The 17,871-nt window shown below is 57.0% G+C and carries 13 protein-coding genes and 1 pseudogene; 11 read left to right on the plus strand and 3 right to left on the minus strand.

Annotated elements, in window-relative coordinates; translation table 11 throughout:
* Positions 1-21 precede the first annotated feature (21 nt).
* Together VN114_RS07910 and VN114_RS07915 are read left to right on the plus strand one after the other, a co-directional pair.
* Positions 22-318: a zf-TFIIB domain-containing protein gene (locus VN114_RS07910; protein ID WP_325513701.1), complete on the plus strand. Its 297-nt coding sequence runs from the start codon at positions 22-24 to the stop codon at positions 316-318.
* Positions 319-496: 178 nt separating this feature from the next.
* Complete coding sequence (locus VN114_RS07915) at positions 497-1,117, plus strand: carbonic anhydrase (protein ID WP_325513702.1); 621 nt, start codon at positions 497-499, stop codon at positions 1,115-1,117.
* Between the two features lie 118 nt (positions 1,118-1,235).
* Here the strand turns inward: VN114_RS07915 and VN114_RS07920 are convergent, their stop codons facing one another.
* Positions 1,236-2,333 carry a lipid A deacylase LpxR family protein gene (locus VN114_RS07920; RefSeq protein ID WP_325513704.1) on the minus strand — a complete coding sequence of 366 codons (1,098 nt, stop codon included), beginning with the start codon at positions 2,331-2,333 and terminating at the stop codon, positions 1,236-1,238.
* 240 nt (positions 2,334-2,573) lie between these two features.
* Between VN114_RS07920 and VN114_RS07925 the strand changes: the two genes are divergently transcribed.
* On the plus strand, positions 2,574-3,278 hold the full coding sequence (locus VN114_RS07925; RefSeq protein WP_325513706.1) for a YbaY family lipoprotein: 705 nt from the start codon (positions 2,574-2,576) through the stop codon (positions 3,276-3,278).
* Between the two features lie 55 nt (positions 3,279-3,333).
* On the opposite strand, the pseudogene VN114_RS07930 reads toward VN114_RS07925, so the two are convergent.
* Positions 3,334-3,558 (minus strand): annotated as a pseudogene (locus tag VN114_RS07930) (GIY-YIG nuclease family protein); the annotation flags it as partial.
* A gap of 119 nt (positions 3,559-3,677) precedes the next feature.
* On the opposite strand from VN114_RS07930, the gene VN114_RS07935 reads away from it, so the two are divergent.
* The gene (locus VN114_RS07935; protein ID WP_325513708.1) at positions 3,678-4,511 is read left to right on the plus strand and encodes a cytochrome c; all 834 of its coding nucleotides are present in this window, start codon (positions 3,678-3,680) and stop codon (positions 4,509-4,511) included.
* On the opposite strand, the gene VN114_RS07940 is transcribed toward VN114_RS07935, so the two are convergent.
* Positions 4,498-5,340, minus strand: coding sequence for an SAM-dependent methyltransferase (locus tag VN114_RS07940; RefSeq protein WP_325513723.1), 843 nt, complete (start codon positions 5,338-5,340; stop codon positions 4,498-4,500). The genes VN114_RS07935 and VN114_RS07940 overlap by 14 nt on opposite strands.
* A 242-nt stretch (positions 5,341-5,582) precedes the next feature.
* Between VN114_RS07940 and VN114_RS07945 the strand changes: the two genes are divergently transcribed.
* From VN114_RS07945 to VN114_RS07975, 7 genes are all read left to right on the plus strand, one after another.
* The gene (locus VN114_RS07945; RefSeq protein ID WP_325513710.1) at positions 5,583-7,436 is read left to right on the plus strand and encodes an autotransporter assembly complex family protein; all 1,854 of its coding nucleotides are present in this window, start codon (positions 5,583-5,585) and stop codon (positions 7,434-7,436) included.
* Positions 7,426-11,406: a translocation/assembly module TamB domain-containing protein gene (locus VN114_RS07950; protein WP_325513712.1), complete on the plus strand. Its 3,981-nt coding sequence runs from the start codon at positions 7,426-7,428 to the stop codon at positions 11,404-11,406. Before VN114_RS07945 ends, VN114_RS07950 begins: the two co-directional genes overlap by 11 nt.
* A 119-nt stretch (positions 11,407-11,525) precedes the next feature.
* Complete coding sequence (locus VN114_RS07955) at positions 11,526-12,896, plus strand: NAD(P)/FAD-dependent oxidoreductase (protein ID WP_325513714.1); 1,371 nt, start codon at positions 11,526-11,528, stop codon at positions 12,894-12,896.
* A 581-nt stretch (positions 12,897-13,477) separates the two neighbouring features.
* On the plus strand, positions 13,478-14,680 hold the full coding sequence (locus VN114_RS07960; protein ID WP_325513716.1) for a cation:proton antiporter: 1,203 nt from the start codon (positions 13,478-13,480) through the stop codon (positions 14,678-14,680).
* Positions 14,681-14,722: 42 nt separating this feature from the next.
* Entirely contained in the window at positions 14,723-15,841 is a 1,119-nt protein-coding gene (locus VN114_RS07965; protein WP_325513717.1) for a YbdK family carboxylate-amine ligase, read from the plus strand.
* Positions 15,842-15,999: 158 nt separating this feature from the next.
* Positions 16,000-17,130 (plus strand): sigma-54 dependent transcriptional regulator, encoded by a 1,131-nt coding sequence (locus VN114_RS07970; RefSeq protein ID WP_325513719.1) that lies wholly within the window; start codon positions 16,000-16,002, stop codon positions 17,128-17,130.
* A 43-nt stretch (positions 17,131-17,173) separates the two neighbouring features.
* Positions 17,174-17,806 carry a response regulator transcription factor gene (locus VN114_RS07975; RefSeq protein WP_325513721.1) on the plus strand — a complete coding sequence of 211 codons (633 nt, stop codon included), beginning with the start codon at positions 17,174-17,176 and terminating at the stop codon, positions 17,804-17,806.
* The last annotated feature ends 65 nt before the right edge of the window (positions 17,807-17,871 follow it).

The following is a 17,871-nucleotide window of genomic DNA, read 5'->3' on the forward strand; positions in this document are numbered from 1 at the left end:
TCCAGACCGAAAGGCCAGCAAATGAAATGTCCTGTATGCAGTGAAATGAACCTGATCATGTCGGATCGTCACGGCATTGAAATCGATTACTGTCCGCAATGCCGCGGTGTCTGGCTGGATCGTGGCGAACTGGACAAACTGATTGAGCGTTCGATCAGCGCCCTGCCGCCGGAACCACCTGCACCGGTTCGACATCCGCAGCAACCGGGCTATCGTGATGATCGTCAGTATCAGCAGGATCCGCGCTATGGCTACAACAAGGATGGGTACGGCCAGAAGCGCAAGAAAAACCTGCTGTCCGAATTATTTGATTTCTGATTCTCTCTTGTGTGACCTCTCAGGGCAGTCTCCGGTTTCCGGGACTGCCCTTTTTTCATTCGGAACACGATCGTTTTCATCGTTTGAAAAGACGCGGGATCGGGGAATGCTTTAAAGTAGCGGTCACCGTGCGCCACGATGCGCCGGACAGCATTGACAGAACACAGGGATCATCGTCATGAATTCAGCAAAAGAAGCACTCGACCGTTTGCGCGAAGGCAACCGCCGTTTCGTCGCCGATAAAAGCAACGCCGGCACATCGGTTCAGGAGCGCCGCCGCGAAGTCGTCGATGGACAAGAACCATTTGCCATCATCCTCGGCTGCTCCGATTCGCGCGTGCCGGCCGAAATGGTATTCGATCAGGGGCTTGGGGATCTGTTTGTCATCCGTGTCGCCGGCAATGTCGTCGCACCGTCTCAAATCGGCAGCGTGGAATTTGCCGCCGAGCGCTATCGCACCAAATTGGTCGTCGTGCTCGGACACTCCCAATGCGGCGCCATCCTCGCCACACTGGAAGAACTCAAGCGTCCGAATGAAAATCAGTCGCGCAATCTGAAATCGATTGTCGATCGCATTCGCCCGTCTGTCGAAACCCTGCTCGATACCGACCTGAAGCACGATCACGACGCATTGGTCCACCAATCGGTACGCGCGAATATTCGTGCATCTGCCAATCATCTGCGCCACGGTTCGGAATTACTGGAAGACCTGATACAGAATGAAGGACTGCTGGTTGTCGGTGCAGAATATTCGCTTGAAACCGGCATGGTCGAATTCTTCGACGGCATACCGAACTGAGCATGAAGTCGTCAATACAGCAACAATCATCGCTGCCGTATTGACGAACTGTATGGATGGCTTGCATTCATGAATGACATCGGCAACGCGCGATCGCACCGATGCCCGCGCATCCTGGTCAATATTCAAGACTGACGGTGATCGATCCGTAGCTCTGCGCCTTGTCCTGCCCGTCGAATTCCTTGCTGCGCAAATATTGCGCATAAGTGACTTTTCCACCCACCCATTGCCATGCAATACCGGCCGCCACATCACCGACCAGATATTTCTTGTCGACGCTGTGACTGTCCGAGAACGTATTCCCGTCGAGGAAAATATTGCGGGCGACCACACGCGCATCGAAGGAAATGAACGCATGCAGACCGGTCTGCAGCAGACGCCGTGATGACGTTGCCGGCAATGGCGCGTTGCTGTCACTGGCCGGCCGGATCGGCGATGTGCCGAAGTCGTTCGGCAGGAAGCTGCCGATACGGAATTCCATCCCGGCATTCAGATAGGTTTTCACATTGCCGAGCGCATAACCGTAATGGGAGATCGCGTCGATCTTCGGACCGTCCGTGCCGGAAATCGACAGAATACGGTTCTTCCTTTCGCGCACGAACATCAGTCCCAGTTCATTGTTCAACTGATTGCTCCAGCCTTCGAAGCGATCGATGCCACGCAAGTCGTGAATAAAATCCTGCGCCTGATGTGCCAGCGATGCCGGACCAACCATGCCGACATCGATTTCCGTCGTATCCATCTGCTTGTCGTTCCGCGCGTTATACGCAAAACCCAGGTACAGCCAGCCTGCATAAGGACGATCATCGACGATCAGGTCGCGACGCGTGTGATCGGTCGGCGTATACATTTCCTGACCGAGGCTGACTACCATGTTGCGTGAATCGAAAGGTCCCGGATGCAGCTTTTCCGAAAAACGGTTCAGCTGTCTTACCCAGTTCGGCAGACAAGGATCGTTAATATAGTCTTCCAGATTGGCCGATACCCACGACAATTTGATACCGTTGGTATAGTTGTTGTCCGTGCCGGCAAACAGGTCGTTCTCGTAATAGAAGTTGTAGACGTCCGGATACTTCTTCAGCTCGCGAATCCCCGGCTTGGAAGTGCACTCGCCGTTTTCGTCTGCCTCTGCCAGAGCAGCAGAACAGAATACGGTGAGCGACGCAGCAATGGCACAATGAAGCAATCCGGTTTTGACAAAACGATGGGTAGGCATTGAAATGAAAATCCGGCGCGTGCTGTTGAGTTGTCGAAAGCCTACTTGCGGCTTCAGTCCGCGTCAAGGCGCTGACGCACGGGAGACGTACGATGCCACGCCCATTGCGTGTCGCGTGTAGAAATTACACGAGCAACCGATTCATCGTTCCTGATTTACACAGATTGATACCCGAATACCTGCCGATCCAGCTCACGCCGATTTCCTTATTCACGCTGCATTCTTTTTCAAGGCCTCTCCATGACATCGTTTCGTTCCTTCATCCTTCTACTCGCATTGTGCGTGACGGCAAGCGGGTGCAGCAGTCTCTTCAAGCGCAATACCGGTCCCGAATTATCAGGACACATTGCCGGTAACGTGACCTATCGCGAACGCGTTGCATTGCCGCCTGATACCAAAGTCATTGTCAGCCTGGAAGATGTAACGCGCGCCAACCGCACCGGCGGATTTGTTGCGCAGCAGACGCTGCAGCCGAAAACGCAGGTCCCGATTCCGTTCGATCTGCGCTATCTGCCGCAAACCATCGACCGCAGCCATCGTTATGCGATCAGCGCCTCCATTCTCGACAATCGCGACGAAGTGCTGTGGACATCGGAATCGATTCCCGTTTCATTCAATGAACAGGACAAGCCCGTCACGATTCTTATGGAACGCGCCGTCAACCCGAATACAGCCGTGCCGCCGCCGACAAAAATAATCACGATGCCGTTCAAATGCGACGACATTTCACTGATTGCCCGATTCGGCAAGGAAAGTGTGGAGATCATGCTGCCTGGTCGCACGCTCAAGCTGCCGCAGGTTGTCTCGGGTTCCGGCGCACGTTATGCGGACGGCTCCACAACTTTCTGGAACAAGGGCGATACGGCACTGTTTGAAATGAACGGCGTCAGCTACAAGGGTTGTCGTGCCGATCCATTGACGCCTTTGGACGAACCGTCGAAGTAACGCCCGGCACGGACTGCACAACACACCACATTCCTTCGCGGCGCAGGCAGAAGCGCCGCTTCTCTGCCGCGCTCAAACGCTTCATCGCATACTCGGCTTTCGATGCCGTCGAGCGATCCGGATACGCAACGATGGCGAGCACGCGACGCGGCGGACGCGAACGCGTGTAACGCGCTCCCTTGCCGCTCGCATGTGCGGCAAAACGTGCCGCCACATCGACGGCAATGCCCGTGTAGATGCTGCCGTCATTGCATTCGATCAGATAGAGAAACCACGCCATCGTTGCTGCCTCCGTACGTCTTCCTGTTTTGGCTGTCGCCTGTCCGGACCTTTGCTTGCTGCATGATGCGAAAAGGATTCGTTATACTCGGCCGACGATATTCCTGCGATCGGCTCATCATGCATTCCATCATTTTTCGCGCTCTTCGTCTGCTGCTCTGCGTCGCGCTGTTGATCGGCGTTACCGTTCACGCAGCAAACGATCCTGTCCTGCAGCTGCAGTTGAACAACCAGAAGCAGAAACTGGCGCGCGCCGATCTGCTGCGACTCCCCGCCACGCGTACGATCACGATCCCCGACGATCCCGTTTACAAGCGCACGATGACCTACACGGCAGTGCCGCTGTCGGCGATCCTGCGCGACATTCGCAGCTTCCATTCATTGCAGTTCAAGGCTGCAGATGGCTTTGCCGCCGACATCCCCGTCAATCTGCTGCTGTCAGCATCAGAACCGTGGATCGCGATCGAACCGGCCGGCAAACCCTGGCCTGAAGTCAAACCCGGCGGACCGAGTGCCGGCGCATTTTATCTGGTCTGGCTGGCGCCGGAAAAAAGTGGCATCACACCGGAGCAATGGCCGTTCCAGATTGTGTCCATCAGCGATGTCGCACCGCTGCAGCAGCGTTATCCACAGATCGTGCCGGATGCCGCGACGGACAGCCCCGCCTATCGCGGCATGCAGGTCTTCGCCATGCAATGCGCCGTCTGTCATCGTATCAATGGTGGTGGGGATGGCACGATCGGGCCGGACCTGAACAAGCCGTTCAATCCGACCGAATATTTTCAAGAGGATTTCCTGCGCAAACTGATTCGCGATCCGGCGTCGGTGCGAACATGGCCGCAATCAGTGATGCCGGGATTTTCCGAAAGCACATTGAGCAGCGTGCAGCTGGACGATCTGCTTGCCTATCTGCGTCAAATAGCCAGGCAGAAAACGCCGGTCAGGCCGGAGTAAAAAAGCGCGGCTGCATTTCTTCCAGGCCGAGCGTTTGCAGTACTTCCTGCAGACGTTCGGTTGGCTTGCGGCGCGGCAGGTCCTTGTAGCTGGCGATGATCAGTTCGTTCTTCATCGAATGCTCCCAACCCACCAGTTCGGTCACATTGACCTGATAACCATGCGCCTCCAGTTGCAGGCAGCGCAATACGTTGGTGACCTGGCTGCCGAATTCTCGCGTGTGCAACGGATGACGCCAGATTTCTGTCAATGCATTTTTCGCCAGCGTTTTTCCCTTGTTCTTCTTCAGTACCGATGCGACTTCGGCCTGGCAGCACGGAACCAGCACGATGAATTTCGCCTGCTTCTCGAGCGCAAAGCGAATGGCGTCGTCGGTCGCCGTATTGCAGGCGTGCAGCGCCGTTACCACGTCGATATTTGACGGCAGACGATCCGACGTGATCGATTCCGCAACGGACAGATTCAGGAAAGACATGCCGGAAAATTCCAGTTTCTTCGCCAGCGCTTCCGATTTCTGTACAAGCTCATCGCGCGTTTCGATGCCGTAAATATGCGAGCCGGCGTGCGCAACGTCATGACGCGACTTGAAGAACAGGTCGTACAGGATGAAGCCGAGATACGATTTTCCCGCACCATGATCGGCCAGGGTGACGGTCTGTTTTTCGTTGAGAATTTCCAGCAGCAAAGGCTCGATGAAATGGTACAGGTGATAGACCTGCTTGAGCTTGCGGCGGCTGTCCTGATTCAGTTTTCCGTCACGCGTCAGGATATGCAGTTCCTTCAGCAATTCGATCGATTGACCTGGACGTATGTCATGCGCCTGCTGCATATCGGTGCTGTTGTTGCTGTTGTCGTTCTTTTCGCTTTTGTTGCTGTTGCGGCTCATCGTGCAAAACCCGGAAATCCTGTGTGCGCCCACTATAGGGACTTTGCGGACGACCGGCAAGCCGCAACGACCCGCGCCGGAACCTTCGTTCGCGCAGGCTGGTCGGACTCCGGTGGTCATACTCGCCATCGCTGCGATGGTAACTGCTGATAAGATTGCACAACCGTTGCACAATCGGCAACGCCATGCCTCAATTTGACTACTTCATGCCGTCTTCAAACCGTTTTTTATTCGCCGACATAGTGCTGAAGAGAATCATCTCGATCCGCTGCCCCGGCCATGCGTGGCGTACGGCGTTTTTTGTTATCACATTCCTGTTCGCATCAGTGTTGCTGCCGGCGCATGTGCTTGCCCAGCCTGCGACGACCGGTTCGCACACCTACACAGTCACCATCAGCGGTGCCGGCGGCCTGACCCCGATGCTGAAAGACAATCTTGAAATCAGCCGCAGACAATCGTCCGGCGCATTGAGCGATGACGAAATCCAGCGTCTGGCCGGAAGCGCACCGAACCAGATCCGTTCGTTGCTCGCAACCGAAGGCTATTTTTCCGCGCAAGTCACACATGAACTCGATCAGCAGGACGCGACCTGGACCGCACGTTTCATCATCGATCTTGGTCCTCGCACATTGATCGACTCGGTGAATATCGTTTTCAAGGGCGCAATCGTCGAAGAAAATCCGCAACGCATCGAACGTCTGCGTCGTCGTTGGGGCTTGCCGGTCGGCGGCATCTTCCAGCAAAAGGCCTGGGACGATGCAAAGAACGATCTGTTGAAATCACTGCTGGTACGTGATTATCCGGCGGCTGCAATCACGCAAAGCGAGGCGCGCATCGAGCCGACGACGAACAGCGCCGCATTGACGGTGGAAATCGATTCCGGTCCCGCATTCACTTTCGGCGAATTGCAGATCAAGGGCCTGCAACGTTATGCAAGCCGCATCGTGACCGACTTGAATCCGATCACGCCGGGGGAACCGTACTCTCAGGAAAAACTCAACGAACTGCAAGCGCGCGTGCAGGATACCGGCTACTTCCGTTCCGCCTTCGCCACCGTCGATATCGATCCCGCCCATCCGACCAGCGTGCCAATCCGTCTCGAACTGAACGAGAACGAACGCAAACGCCTGTCGCTCGGTCTCGGCTTTTCCACCGACTCCGGTGCGCGCGGGCAGATCAAATGGCTGGATCGCAATTTTCTCGGCCGCGACTGGCGACTGGAATCGAAGCTGCTGGTCGACCGCGACAACCGGCTGCTCGGCGCCGAAGTTTTTCTGCCGCCGTTGCGCAATGACTGGCGGCCAAGTTTCGGTACGCGTTACGAATACACGAACAGCGCCGGCGAGATGAACGACAAGACCGCCACCGCCGCGCGCCTGACCAGTCCCGACAAGAACAACGAAATGATCTGGGCGACAACGCTTTACACCGACCACCAGCGTCTCGACGACAGCGACTACACAAATCATCGTGAAGCGGTAGTCGGTTCGTTCACCTATACACGCCGTCGCGTCGACAATCTGCTGTCGCCGCGACACGGCTATGTCGCGTCCATCGATCTCGGCGCCGGCCCGACCGGCGACGGCGAAGCTCTGGCACGCGCCGTTGGCCGCGTCACGTATCTGTCGCCTTATTACAAGCGCTGGCAAGCCGTGCTGCGCGGTCAGGTCGGCCAGGTTTCCGGCGCTGGGCGTGAATCGGTGCCGGCCGACCTGCTGTTCCGTACCGGCGGCGACCAGACAGTACGCGGCTACGGATACGAAAAACTCGGTGTCGAACAGGACGGCGCCATCGTCGGCGGCACGGTGACTGCCGTCTTCAGTGCAGAAATGGTTTATCGCATCACGCCGCAATGGGGCGCAGCCGTCTTCCACGATGCAGGCAATGCCGCCGATACCTGGAAGAATTTCCACTTCGCACAAGGCAGCGGCATCGGCGCGCGCTGGCGCAGCCCGATCGGCCCGGTCAATCTCGATCTCGCCTACGGCCACGACACGCACGACATACGTCTTCACTTCTCGATCGGCTATGGATTCTGACGACGATATGCAAGGGAAGCCGCAACTGCCCATCGCACGCAAACGATGGTGGCGCCGGCCGCTGCTGTTTGTCGCAGTCGTGTTGCCGATCCTGTTTGCCTGCCTGCTCTGGATCACGCACAGCGAACGCGGTACGCAGTCTTCACTGTCGTTCGCGGCGGGCTTGTCGAGTGGCGTACTGCAGATCGACGGTGTCAGCGGCACGTGGAGTGACGCGCTGCATATCGACAAACTGACCGTCCATCTGAAAAACCAGAAAATCGTTGCCGACAACATTGCACTCGATCTGCAACTTGCGCAACTGCTGACCGGCAAACTGCATGTCAATCTGCTGCATGTCGGCAAGCTCGGCATCGTCAGCAAGATTGCACAGGACGATGAGCCTTCCAGGCTGCCCGCCAGCATTGCGTTGCCGATTCGCGTACAAATCGACAGAGTACAAGTCGATAGCGGCGACATCGCCTGGGGACCGCTGAACGTCATCGCGCTTGGCGCGTTCGCTTTCAAGCTGGATTTCGATGGCAAACGCTATCTGTTGAATCTCGATGAATTCAGTGCGCGCTCGCAATCGGACAAGACTGTCTTCAGCGGCACTCTCAGTGGTCAGGCGACGCTATCGACTACAAGCCCGTATCCGTTGCAGGCAACGCTTTCCAGCAACGGGGAAACCGTCACCGACGGTCGCAGCATCAATGCGAAAGGCCAACTGGCATTGCACGGATCGCTTGACGAAATGCTGGCCGATGTCGATCTGCACATCGCCGAAGCGACGATGAGCGGCACCGTCGCCTTGCGGCCATTCTCGGAAAAACCATTGGGAAAGGCCGATGTAACGGCACGTGCACTCGACCTGTCGCTGATTGCAGCAAGCCTGCCGAAAACGGCATTGAATGTCGATCTGCATGCGACGGAGAACGGAGAAGGTACGCTGATCGTCACCAATCCCGCCGCCGGTCTGTACAACGAAGGACGCATACCGCTTGAACGATTACGCATCGCGTTTGCACAGAAAGATGATGCATTCAGTTTCAATCGCATTACCGTTGCACTCGGCAGTGCAAAACAGGCGGCAGGCACGATAGAAGGCAATGGCAAGCTGGCTAACGGCACGCTTGCACTGACGCTGAAAACCGCCGCACTCAATCTGCAGCAAATCGATCAACGCGTACGTGCAACACAACTTGCCGGCAATCTCGATATTCGTCACGCGGACGGCAAGCAGACTTTCGCCCTTGCCCTGAGCGAACCGCTGAAAAAGAATCCGTTGACACTGAACGCGCATGCCACCGTCGCGGACGACGCCGTCAACGTCGACAAGGCCGAACTGCGCGCCGGCAACAGCGCGATCGATCTATCCGCCCGCATCGCATTGAGCGGCAATCAGGCATTCGATACCAAAGGCCGGATCCGTACATTCAATCCGCGCGACTTCGGGGATTTTGCGCAACTGCCGACCTTGCTGGTCAACGGCGAATTCTCCGCCAGCGGCTCGCGTCACCCGACACTGGAAGCCGACGCCGCGTTCCGCATCGCCGACAGCAAACTGGCCGGCAACGCGCTGACCGGTGAAGGGCGCGCGCAATTACGTGCCGACGCACTGACAATTCCGGCGCTGTCGCTGAACGCCGGCGTCAATCGCATCAGCGCGCAAGGGAAACTTGCGCAGCGCGATTCGCGCATCGTTTTCATCGTGGACGCGTCAAAACTGGAACAGCTTGGCGCAGGTTTTGGCGGTGCACTGAAAATCGATGGCGAAGTTCGCGGCAACATTCAACAGCCGCATATTGCCGCGAACTGGAACGGCAGCCGCATCCGCACACCGGCGCAGATGCAGTTCGCCATTCTGCAGGGCAAGGCCGATGTGACGTTCGATCGGCGCACAAACAATCCGCTTGTCAACAGCGTCGATATCGACGCAACGGCGCAGGGGCTGCACATCGGTGAACAACAATTGAAAAGGCTGGCGATCAATGCACGTTACGGCGCGCAGGCCAGTGCGCCGCTTTCACTCCATATACGCGGTGACGGTATTGGCGGCAATCTGCTCGAAGCGGAAAATTTCGGCATCGACGCGAATGGCACGACTGCACAGCACACACTGGTTGCAACGCTGAACGAACAAAACCAGACCTGGAAGCTGACCGCCAGCGGCGGCCTGCAGGAGTTGGCACGCATGCCGCGCTGGCAAGGCAGGATCGACACCTTCGATGCGGCCGGTCGGCTGAATGCACACCTCGCAGCGGCCGCACCGTTGCTGATATCACAGCGCCAGGTGCAGCTCGATCAGGCAGATATCAACGTTGGCAATGGTGGCAACAACGCGATCATCGCCATCGAGCAATTCCTGCGCAATGATCGCGGCATTGCCACGCGCGGACGTCTTGAACACGTGCAGATTGGCGAACTGTTGCGTTACCTGAAGCCGGACGCACCGCTCAGCACCGATCTGACGCTGGCCGGCGAATGGGATATCAAGCTCGGCAATCGTCTCGACGGCAGCTTCGCGCTGCGGCGTGAAACCGGCGACATCGCCATGCTCAGCAATGCCCCCGTCAAACTCGGCCTGACAAACCTGAGCATCAACGGCTCTGCGGGCAATGGCCGTCTTGCGTTGGCGTTTCTTGCCGAAGGCAGTCAGGTCGGCCGCATCGACGTCAATCTCAATACGACGATCGCCGGAAACAGGACGTGGTTCACGATTGCGCCCGGTGCACCGCTGATTGGCACCGCGCGCATCGCGACGCCGACACTGACCTGGCTGGGGCCGATGATTTCCCCGACGCTGGTAACGGAAGGCAGCCTGAACGGCAATGTCGCACTCGGTGGAACCTTCGGCCGACCGCAGTTTTCCGGACAAATCAATGCCGATAACTTGCGCGTGCTGTTCGCCGATACCGGCGTCGATCTGCGACATGGCACATTGCGAAGCGAATTCCGCGGCGATCAACTGGTCATCAGCCAACTCGGTTTCCAGAATGACGGGACCTTGTCCATTACCGGACCGCTCAGCATGGTGCGTGAACAGCTGGCGCTGGAACTGTCGGTCTCCGCGTCGAAATACAAACTGATCGATCGTTCCGACCGCAAGCTGGTCGTCAGCGGCAGCAGCGTGATCGGATGGCGCAACGGGCAGGCGAAGGCAAACGGCATGTTCACCGCCGACTCCGGTTATTTTGACATCGGCAGTACGGATACACCGCAACTGTCCGACGACGTCGTGATCGTCGGTCGCAATGCCAAACAGGGAACGAAAACCGTCATAGCACTGGACCTGAAGCTGAATCTCGGCAAAGGCATTCATTTGCAGGGACGCGGACTCGATGCGATGCTGGCCGGGGAAATCAATCTGCTCGCCAGCGCCGGAGACACGCTGCGTGCGCTGGGCGATCTGCGGATTGCATCCGGTACGTTCAAGGCCTACGGACGCGAACTGGCGATCGAACAGGGAATCCTGCACTTCAGCGGACCGTTGAACAATCCTGCGCTGAACATCATCGCGATGCGGCGCGGACAGGAAGTGGAAGCCGGCGTCTCGGTCGGTGGCACAGTGCTGTCGCCGCGCATCACGCTGGTATCGGACCCGACGGTCGCCGACGCGGAAAAACTGTCGTGGCTGGTGCTGGGGCATGGTTTGTCCGGCGTCGGTGACAGCGATATCGGCGCATTGCAGACGGCCGCCAGTTCACTGCTGGCGCAAGGTGCGGCATCCGGTCTGCAATCGCAGATCGCCACGATGTTCGGCCTGGACGATTTCAGCGTCGGCACGGAGAACACCGGCAATTTGCAGGAGCGCATCGTCACGCTCGGCAAGAAAATTTCGTCACGCCTCTACGTCAGTTATCAGCAGGGACTCGAGAATGCGAGCAGCGTGCTGCTGTTGCGCTACACACTGACGCCGCGCGTCACCGTGGAAGCCGAGGCCGGCACACGCAGCGCCTTGTCGCTGTTCTACAACTTTGCATTCGATTGAACATTATGTGATGCTGTACGGAACGACTGATGGTTTTTTGTTGTCGGACAGCATGAACAATCAGTTGGGGGGACGGTGGCAGAATGCATGTCGTCGCCTTCATCATAAAGGGAGAAAAAATGTCGACCAGCACCGATAGCGAAGGCCTCAATGCAAACACATCCGCGTCATCCACCTCGAAGGCCCTGCATCGCATCGTCATCGTCGGCGGTGGCGCCGGCGGACTCGAACTGGCGACGGCGCTGGGCAACAAAATGTCCGGCCGCGCCAGCGTTGTACTGGTCGATCGCGCGTCCGCGCACATCTGGAAGCCGCTGCTGCATGAAGTCGCCGCCGGCAGCATGGACGCCAATGCCCACCAGCTTGAATATGCAGCGCAGGCGCGCTGGCATCGTTTCGTTTTTCAGCAAGGCGAATTGCGCGGGCTGGATCGTGTACGCAAGACGATTACCATCGGCAACCTGCTCGACGAGAACGGACTGGAACTGATTCCGCAGCGTCAGATTGAATACGACACACTGGTGCTGGCAATCGGCAGCGTCACCAATTTCTTCAACGTCCCCGGCGCAGAACAAAACGCGATCGCGCTCGACGCGCTGCACCAGGCCGAACATTTCCGTCGTCGCATGATCAGTCTGTGCATGCGCGCCGATCGCGGCATCACCGCCGATGGCAATCAGACGCGTCCTCAGTTGAATATCGCCATCATCGGCGGCGGCGCAACCGGCGTTGAACTGTCGGCCGAATTACGCAACACCGCTGAAGTACTGGGTGCCTACGGTCTGCATCATCTCGACCCGCAACGCGACATTCGCATCACTGTGATCGAAGCAGCGCCACGCATCCTGTCTGCCTTGCCGGAAAAAGTTTCGGCCAAGACGACATCCCTGCTCAACAAACTGAATATCGATGTGCTGACCGATGCCAAGGTTTCGGAAGTGAAGGCGAACGAAGTACTGATGGCAAACGGCAACAGCCTTCCCGCCGATCTCACAGTCTGGGCCGCGGGCATCCGCGCGCCGCAGGTATTGAGTGAGTTGAATCTTCCGGTGAATCGGCTGGGTCAGATCGTCGTGCGCCAGACGCTGCAAACGGAAATCGATCCCGATATTTTCGCGTTCGGCGATTGTGCCGCCTGCCCTTGGCCGGAAAAAGACAGCACGGTCCCGCCACGTGCGCAAGCCGCGCACCAGCAAGCCAGCTTTCTTTTCGACGCGTTGAAAAAGAAAATGGCCGGCGAAACATTGCCGTCGTTCACCTATCGCGATCTCGGCTCGCTGGTGTCTCTCGGTCGCTTCGACGCCGTCGGCAATCTGATGGGGCCGCTGGTCGGCAGCACGCTATTCATCGAGGGGTTACTGGCTCGCCTGCTGTATCTGTCGCTTTACAAGATGCATCTGGCGGCGCTGCACGGCATTGTGCGCACGATGGCCGACTCTCTCGGGCAATGGTTGCAAAGAAGAACGTCGCCACGCGTCAAGCTGCATTGATCATCTGTCGACGACGAGGATGAAGAAGCAGTGGACGGACTTGTTCACGCTTCTTACGCGTTCGCCCCGTTCCTGTTCTTTGTATATAATCGCCGTCCGAAAAATGCTCGCCTGCATCGACAATAAAATACACGCGACTTTTTGCCGAAACTGCTGCTACACTTTGCAGCCGATTCTTGCAGCCGGATGATGCGATTTCAGCAATGCAATGATGATGCGATTTTATAAACGTGAATCAGCAACGTAACTTATAACTGCGATTTATAAACGGTACCTCGAAGTACTTCTTTAATTAATAGCAGTCGCCGCAATCGCCGTGTTCGCTGACGCATCGAATGATGCAACGCATGCCTGACCTGCCGAACCGGGCGGTTATTGCAGCAATGCAAGTCGCTTCAACCGTATTCCCGAACGCACTTGCAAAAACGCGCTGGACGATTCATCTTCCTGTCGCCATGTCGCACTGCCGAAGTATTGCAACAAGCGTTGTCATACCTTGATACCTCGGCAGGACGCCAGCTTCAATCATGCGCATCACGCTCTATTTGCCGGTGCGCCTTTTTTAAACTGCCGGAACCAACATGACGCCACACAGTTTTTTTCCTTCCATGCCGCATGCGCTGAACGTACTGACAGCAACCGGCCTGCTGCTGATTGTCGGTTTGCTCGGCGCGCGTCTGCTGCGCCGCTTCTTTCCGCAGATTCCTGCAATCACCGGTTATGTGCTGACCGGTCTGCTGATCGGGCCGTCCGTATTGAATCTGCTCGATGCATCGCTGCTTGACGACATCAGTGTACTGGTCGATCTGGCGCTCGGCTTGGTGTTGTTCGAGCTCGGCCGGCGTGTCGACTATAAGTGGTTGTTGCGAGAAAAAGGATTACTCATCACCGGCATCGCGATGAGCACGATCATGTTCTTCGCGTTGTTCACGCTACTGGTGCAATTCGGCGTCGGCAAACTGGTGGCCTGCATGGTAGCCGCGCTTGGCATGGCGACCTCACCGGCTGTGATCCTGAATGTCGTGCGTGAAGTGAAAGCGGAAGGCCAGCTTACCGAGCGCATGCTCAACATCGTCGTCATCGGCAATGCACTGGCGTTTGTCGTATTTTCGATGGGGCTCGCTGCCGTACACGTGGAGTATCAGGCCGGCTGGAAAAGTTATCTTCTGCATCCGCTGTACCTGCTGTTAGGTTCGGCCTTGCTCGGCTGGATCATCAGCCGTTTGCTGGTTTGGATCGGACAATGGCTGGGACGCGATACGCAGGCGCAGTTGATCCTCGTGCTGGCACTGATCGCCGCCACGGTCGGCATCGCCGTCATGTTCAAGCTGTCTGCATTGATCGCCCTGCTGTTCTTCGGTATTTCCAGCCGCAACCAGGACGCGCGTCATGCGATCGTCGAGCCCGACCTGAGCCAGTTCAGCGGCCTGTTCTACGTCGCACTGTTCGTTTTCGCCGGTGCCAAGCTGGAACTAGGTCACCTGTTGACGCTATGGCCGGCAGTGCTCGCCTTCATTGCATTGCGATTGGCCGTGGCGCTCGCAACAAGTACGGGACTCGCACGTCTGAACGGCATGACAATCCGCAAGGGTGCGTTGCTCGGCGTCGGACTGGTTCCGCTATCCGGTTTCAACATCATCATGGTGCAGCACGCCGTCGGCGACTATCCGCAGTTCGGCGCGCAGTTGAGCGCACTGGTAGTCTCCATTCTCGTCATCCTCGAACTGCTTGGCCCGATCTGCACACGCTATGCATTGACCGCATCGGGCGAAGCGAAGAATTGAAGCACAGGCAACGCAGCACCACAGAATCGATCAAGGAACCTCATGCTGGAATTCAATAACTCGACACCGCTCACTATGGGTGTGGAACTCGAACTACAGATCGTCAACCGCCGCGACTACAACCTGACACGCGGCTCCGATGACCTGCTGCAGATCATCAACAAGACGAAGCACGGTTACGACATCAAGCCGGAAATCACCGAAAGCATGATCGAGATCGCGACCTCCGTGCATACCGATCACAAGGAGATGCTGGCCGAACTGACCGCCATGCGTACGCTGCTGGTCTCGGCCGCAGACAAATTGAATCTCGGTCTTGCCGGCGGCGGTGCACATCCATTCCAGCATTGGGAAGACCAGCGCATCTATCCGACCGATCGGTATCGCCTCGTCTCCGATCTGTACGGCTATCTGGCCAAACAGTTCACCGTGTATGGCCAGCACATCCATATCGGCTGCCCGGATGGCGATCAGGCGATTCGCCTGTCGCATCTGCTGGCGCGCTTCATTCCGCACTTCATCACACTGTCGGCCTCGTCGCCGTTCTATCAGGGTGTGGACACGACGTTCCAGTCGTCGCGACTGACCAGCATCAATGCCTTCCCGCTCAGCGGCTACATGCCGTTTGTCACCGACTGGCAGGCATTCAATGCCTACTTCAACAAGATGTCGCAGCTTGGCATTGTTGCCAGCATGAAGGACTTTTACTGGGACCTGCGGCCGAAGCCGGAATACGGCACTGTCGAAATCCGCGTCTGCGACACCCCGCTGGAAATCGAAACGGCGGTCGCGCTCGGCGCGTACGCGCAGACCCTGAGCAAATACTTCTTTGAGCGGCAGGAACTGCAACCGGTGCAGGACACCTATCTCACCTATTCATACAACCGTTTCCAGGCTTGCCGCTTCGGCCTGAACGGCGCTTTGATCGATCCGATCAGCGGTACGCAATCGTCAATCCAGGACGACATCCTGCGTACCTTCGACATGCTGGCCGACGCTGCCGATGTGCTTGGGACTACTGACGCCATCATGCTGCTGCGCAACCGTGTACAAATCGCCCAGACCGACGCCGATTGGTTGCGTGCAAGCTACGAAAAGAGCGGCTCGTTGAGCGATGTCGTCCGCCGTCAAAGCGCCGTCTGGATGGCCCGACAAGACTGATTTCCACTGCTTTTCCCTCTCAAATTGCGTTAGTTTGTCAGCGTAATCCCACAGCAGAATCGGAAAAGCGCCGATTCTGCAATGTTTGCAAACCAATCACAATCGCTCTGTAAAAATTGCATCGCGCTTCTTGCGCTGCATCAACAGAGGAGAAACCAATGTCGAACGGATTGGATATTTGCAGCAACGTGGTTGGCCTGCCGACGCTTGCCGCATTGCAGGACGTGCGTGATGCCCATCACGACATGTCGCACGATCTGCCGACAGGCAAGCTCACACGTTGCGGTGACCTGTACGGCGCATCGGAACCCATGCAGCACCTGTTCAAGATGATCGGCAAGGTTGCGCCGACGAACGCCAATGTGTTGATCGTCGGCGAAAGCGGCACCGGCAAGGAGCTTGTCGCCAGCGTCATTCATCAGATGAGCAAGGACGCGAACGGCTCGGACTCGCGTCCCGATGCTCGCCCCTTTGTCGCTCTCAATTGCGGCGCTGTTTCGCCACAATTGATCGAAGCGGAGTTGTTCGGACACGAACGGGGCAGCTTTACCGGCGCGGTTCGCATGCAAAAAGGCTGCTTTGAGCGCGCCAACGGCGGTACCTTGTTTCTCGACGAAGTAACGGAAATGTCGCTCGACATGCAGGTCAAGCTGCTGCGTGTGCTGGAAACCAATCGCTTCTATCGCATCGGTGCCGACGAAGAATCCGAGGTGCACGTACGCGTGGTCGCTGCTACCAATCGCGATCCGGCCGAAGCGGTTGCCTCCGGTGCACTGCGCAGCGATCTCTATTACCGTCTCGCCGTCTTCCCGGTATGCCTGCCGGCGTTGCGCGAACGCGGCGACGATGTGCGCCTGCTGGCAAAACTGTTTCTCGATCGCCTGAATGAGGAAGAAGGCAGCAACAAGACCTTCTCCAAGACTTCGCTACGCCTGATGAACGCCTACGCCTGGCCTGGTAACGTACGTGAGTTGAAGAATGTCGTGCATCGCGCCTTCATCATGGCCGACCGCGAACTGGATATTGCCCCGGCCATCGGACCGGCCAGAACCGTGGCGCCGGAACGCCAGGGCGACTGTGTCACCGTCCAACTCGGCAGCAAGCTCGCAGACGCGGAACAACGCCTGATCTGCGCCACGCTCGACCATTGCGGCGGCAACAAGACAATGACAGCCGAAGTGTTGGGTGTGAGCCTGAAAACCCTTTACAATCGATTGAACGAGTATCAATCGAAGTTGTTCCTGCAGGATGCGGTTCATCGTCCGTACAGCATCCAGGGACGCAATTGATATCAACCTATATTGACCTGAATATAGTGAGCACATATCCATAATGATAAAAATTCTCGTAGTCGATGACCATGCAGTAGTCCGGGCCGGTGTGCAGTATTTCATCGCCCAGGTACCGGACATGAAGATCGAAGGAGAAGCGGCCACCGCGCAGGAGGCGATTCGCCTCATCCGTTCGCAGGAGTTCGATATCGTTCTGCTCGATATCAACATGCCCGACAAAAGCGGTGTCGAAGTCCTGAAACAGATCAAGCGCGAAAAACCCGACCTGCCTGTGCTGATCCTGAGCATGCATCCGGAGAGCCGTTATGCCGTGCAGATCCTGCGCAGCGGCGCGAGCGGATATGTACAGAAGGAAGCGCTGGCAGATGAACTGGTCAATGCAATCCAGACCATTCTTCGCGGCCACAAATACATTAGCCACGCCGTTGCCGAACTGCTGACGACGGAACTCGATGCGAATGCAGAGAAACCTCTGCATGAAACGCTGTCGAAACGCGAATACGAAATTTTCTACAAGCTGTGCCAGGGGCACGGTGTGACGAAGATTGCAGAAGACCTCTGCCTGAGCGTGAAGACAGTAAGCACCTATCGCGCCCGCGTATTGCAGAAGATGAACATGGAAAACAACGCCGGCATCATCTATTACGCGATCAAGCAGAATTTGATTGATTAGTTTTGCCGTCTGCATTCTTTTCTGTAGAAAAAGACGGCCGTTTTTTGGCAGTGAGAAATGAGCGA

It is taken from the genome of Oxalicibacterium sp., assembly GCF_035565035.1.
GTDB lineage: Bacteria > Pseudomonadota > Gammaproteobacteria > Burkholderiales > Burkholderiaceae_D > Oxalicibacterium.

Bases quoted from the DNA above. Each gene is read 5' to 3' on its own strand.
- VN114_RS07910 (WP_325513701.1), top strand. From the start codon at position 22: ATGAAATGTCCTGTATGCAGTGAAATGAACCTGATCATGTCGGATCGT.
- VN114_RS07915 (WP_325513702.1), top strand. From the start codon at position 497: ATGAATTCAGCAAAAGAAGCACTCGACCGTTTGCGCGAAGGCAACCGC.
- VN114_RS07920 (WP_325513704.1), bottom strand. From the start codon at position 2,333: ATGCCTACCCATCGTTTTGTCAAAACCGGATTGCTTCATTGTGCCATT.
- VN114_RS07925 (WP_325513706.1), top strand. From the start codon at position 2,574: ATGACATCGTTTCGTTCCTTCATCCTTCTACTCGCATTGTGCGTGACG.
- VN114_RS07935 (WP_325513708.1), top strand. From the start codon at position 3,678: ATGCATTCCATCATTTTTCGCGCTCTTCGTCTGCTGCTCTGCGTCGCG.
- VN114_RS07940 (WP_325513723.1), bottom strand. From the start codon at position 5,340: ATGCAGCAGGCGCATGACATACGTCCAGGTCAATCGATCGAATTGCTG.
- VN114_RS07945 (WP_325513710.1), top strand. From the start codon at position 5,583: ATGCCTCAATTTGACTACTTCATGCCGTCTTCAAACCGTTTTTTATTC.
- VN114_RS07950 (WP_325513712.1), top strand. From the start codon at position 7,426: ATGGATTCTGACGACGATATGCAAGGGAAGCCGCAACTGCCCATCGCA.
- VN114_RS07955 (WP_325513714.1), top strand. From the start codon at position 11,526: ATGTCGACCAGCACCGATAGCGAAGGCCTCAATGCAAACACATCCGCG.
- VN114_RS07960 (WP_325513716.1), top strand. From the start codon at position 13,478: ATGACGCCACACAGTTTTTTTCCTTCCATGCCGCATGCGCTGAACGTA.
- VN114_RS07965 (WP_325513717.1), top strand. From the start codon at position 14,723: ATGCTGGAATTCAATAACTCGACACCGCTCACTATGGGTGTGGAACTC.
- VN114_RS07970 (WP_325513719.1), top strand. From the start codon at position 16,000: ATGTCGAACGGATTGGATATTTGCAGCAACGTGGTTGGCCTGCCGACG.
- VN114_RS07975 (WP_325513721.1), top strand. From the start codon at position 17,174: ATGATAAAAATTCTCGTAGTCGATGACCATGCAGTAGTCCGGGCCGGT.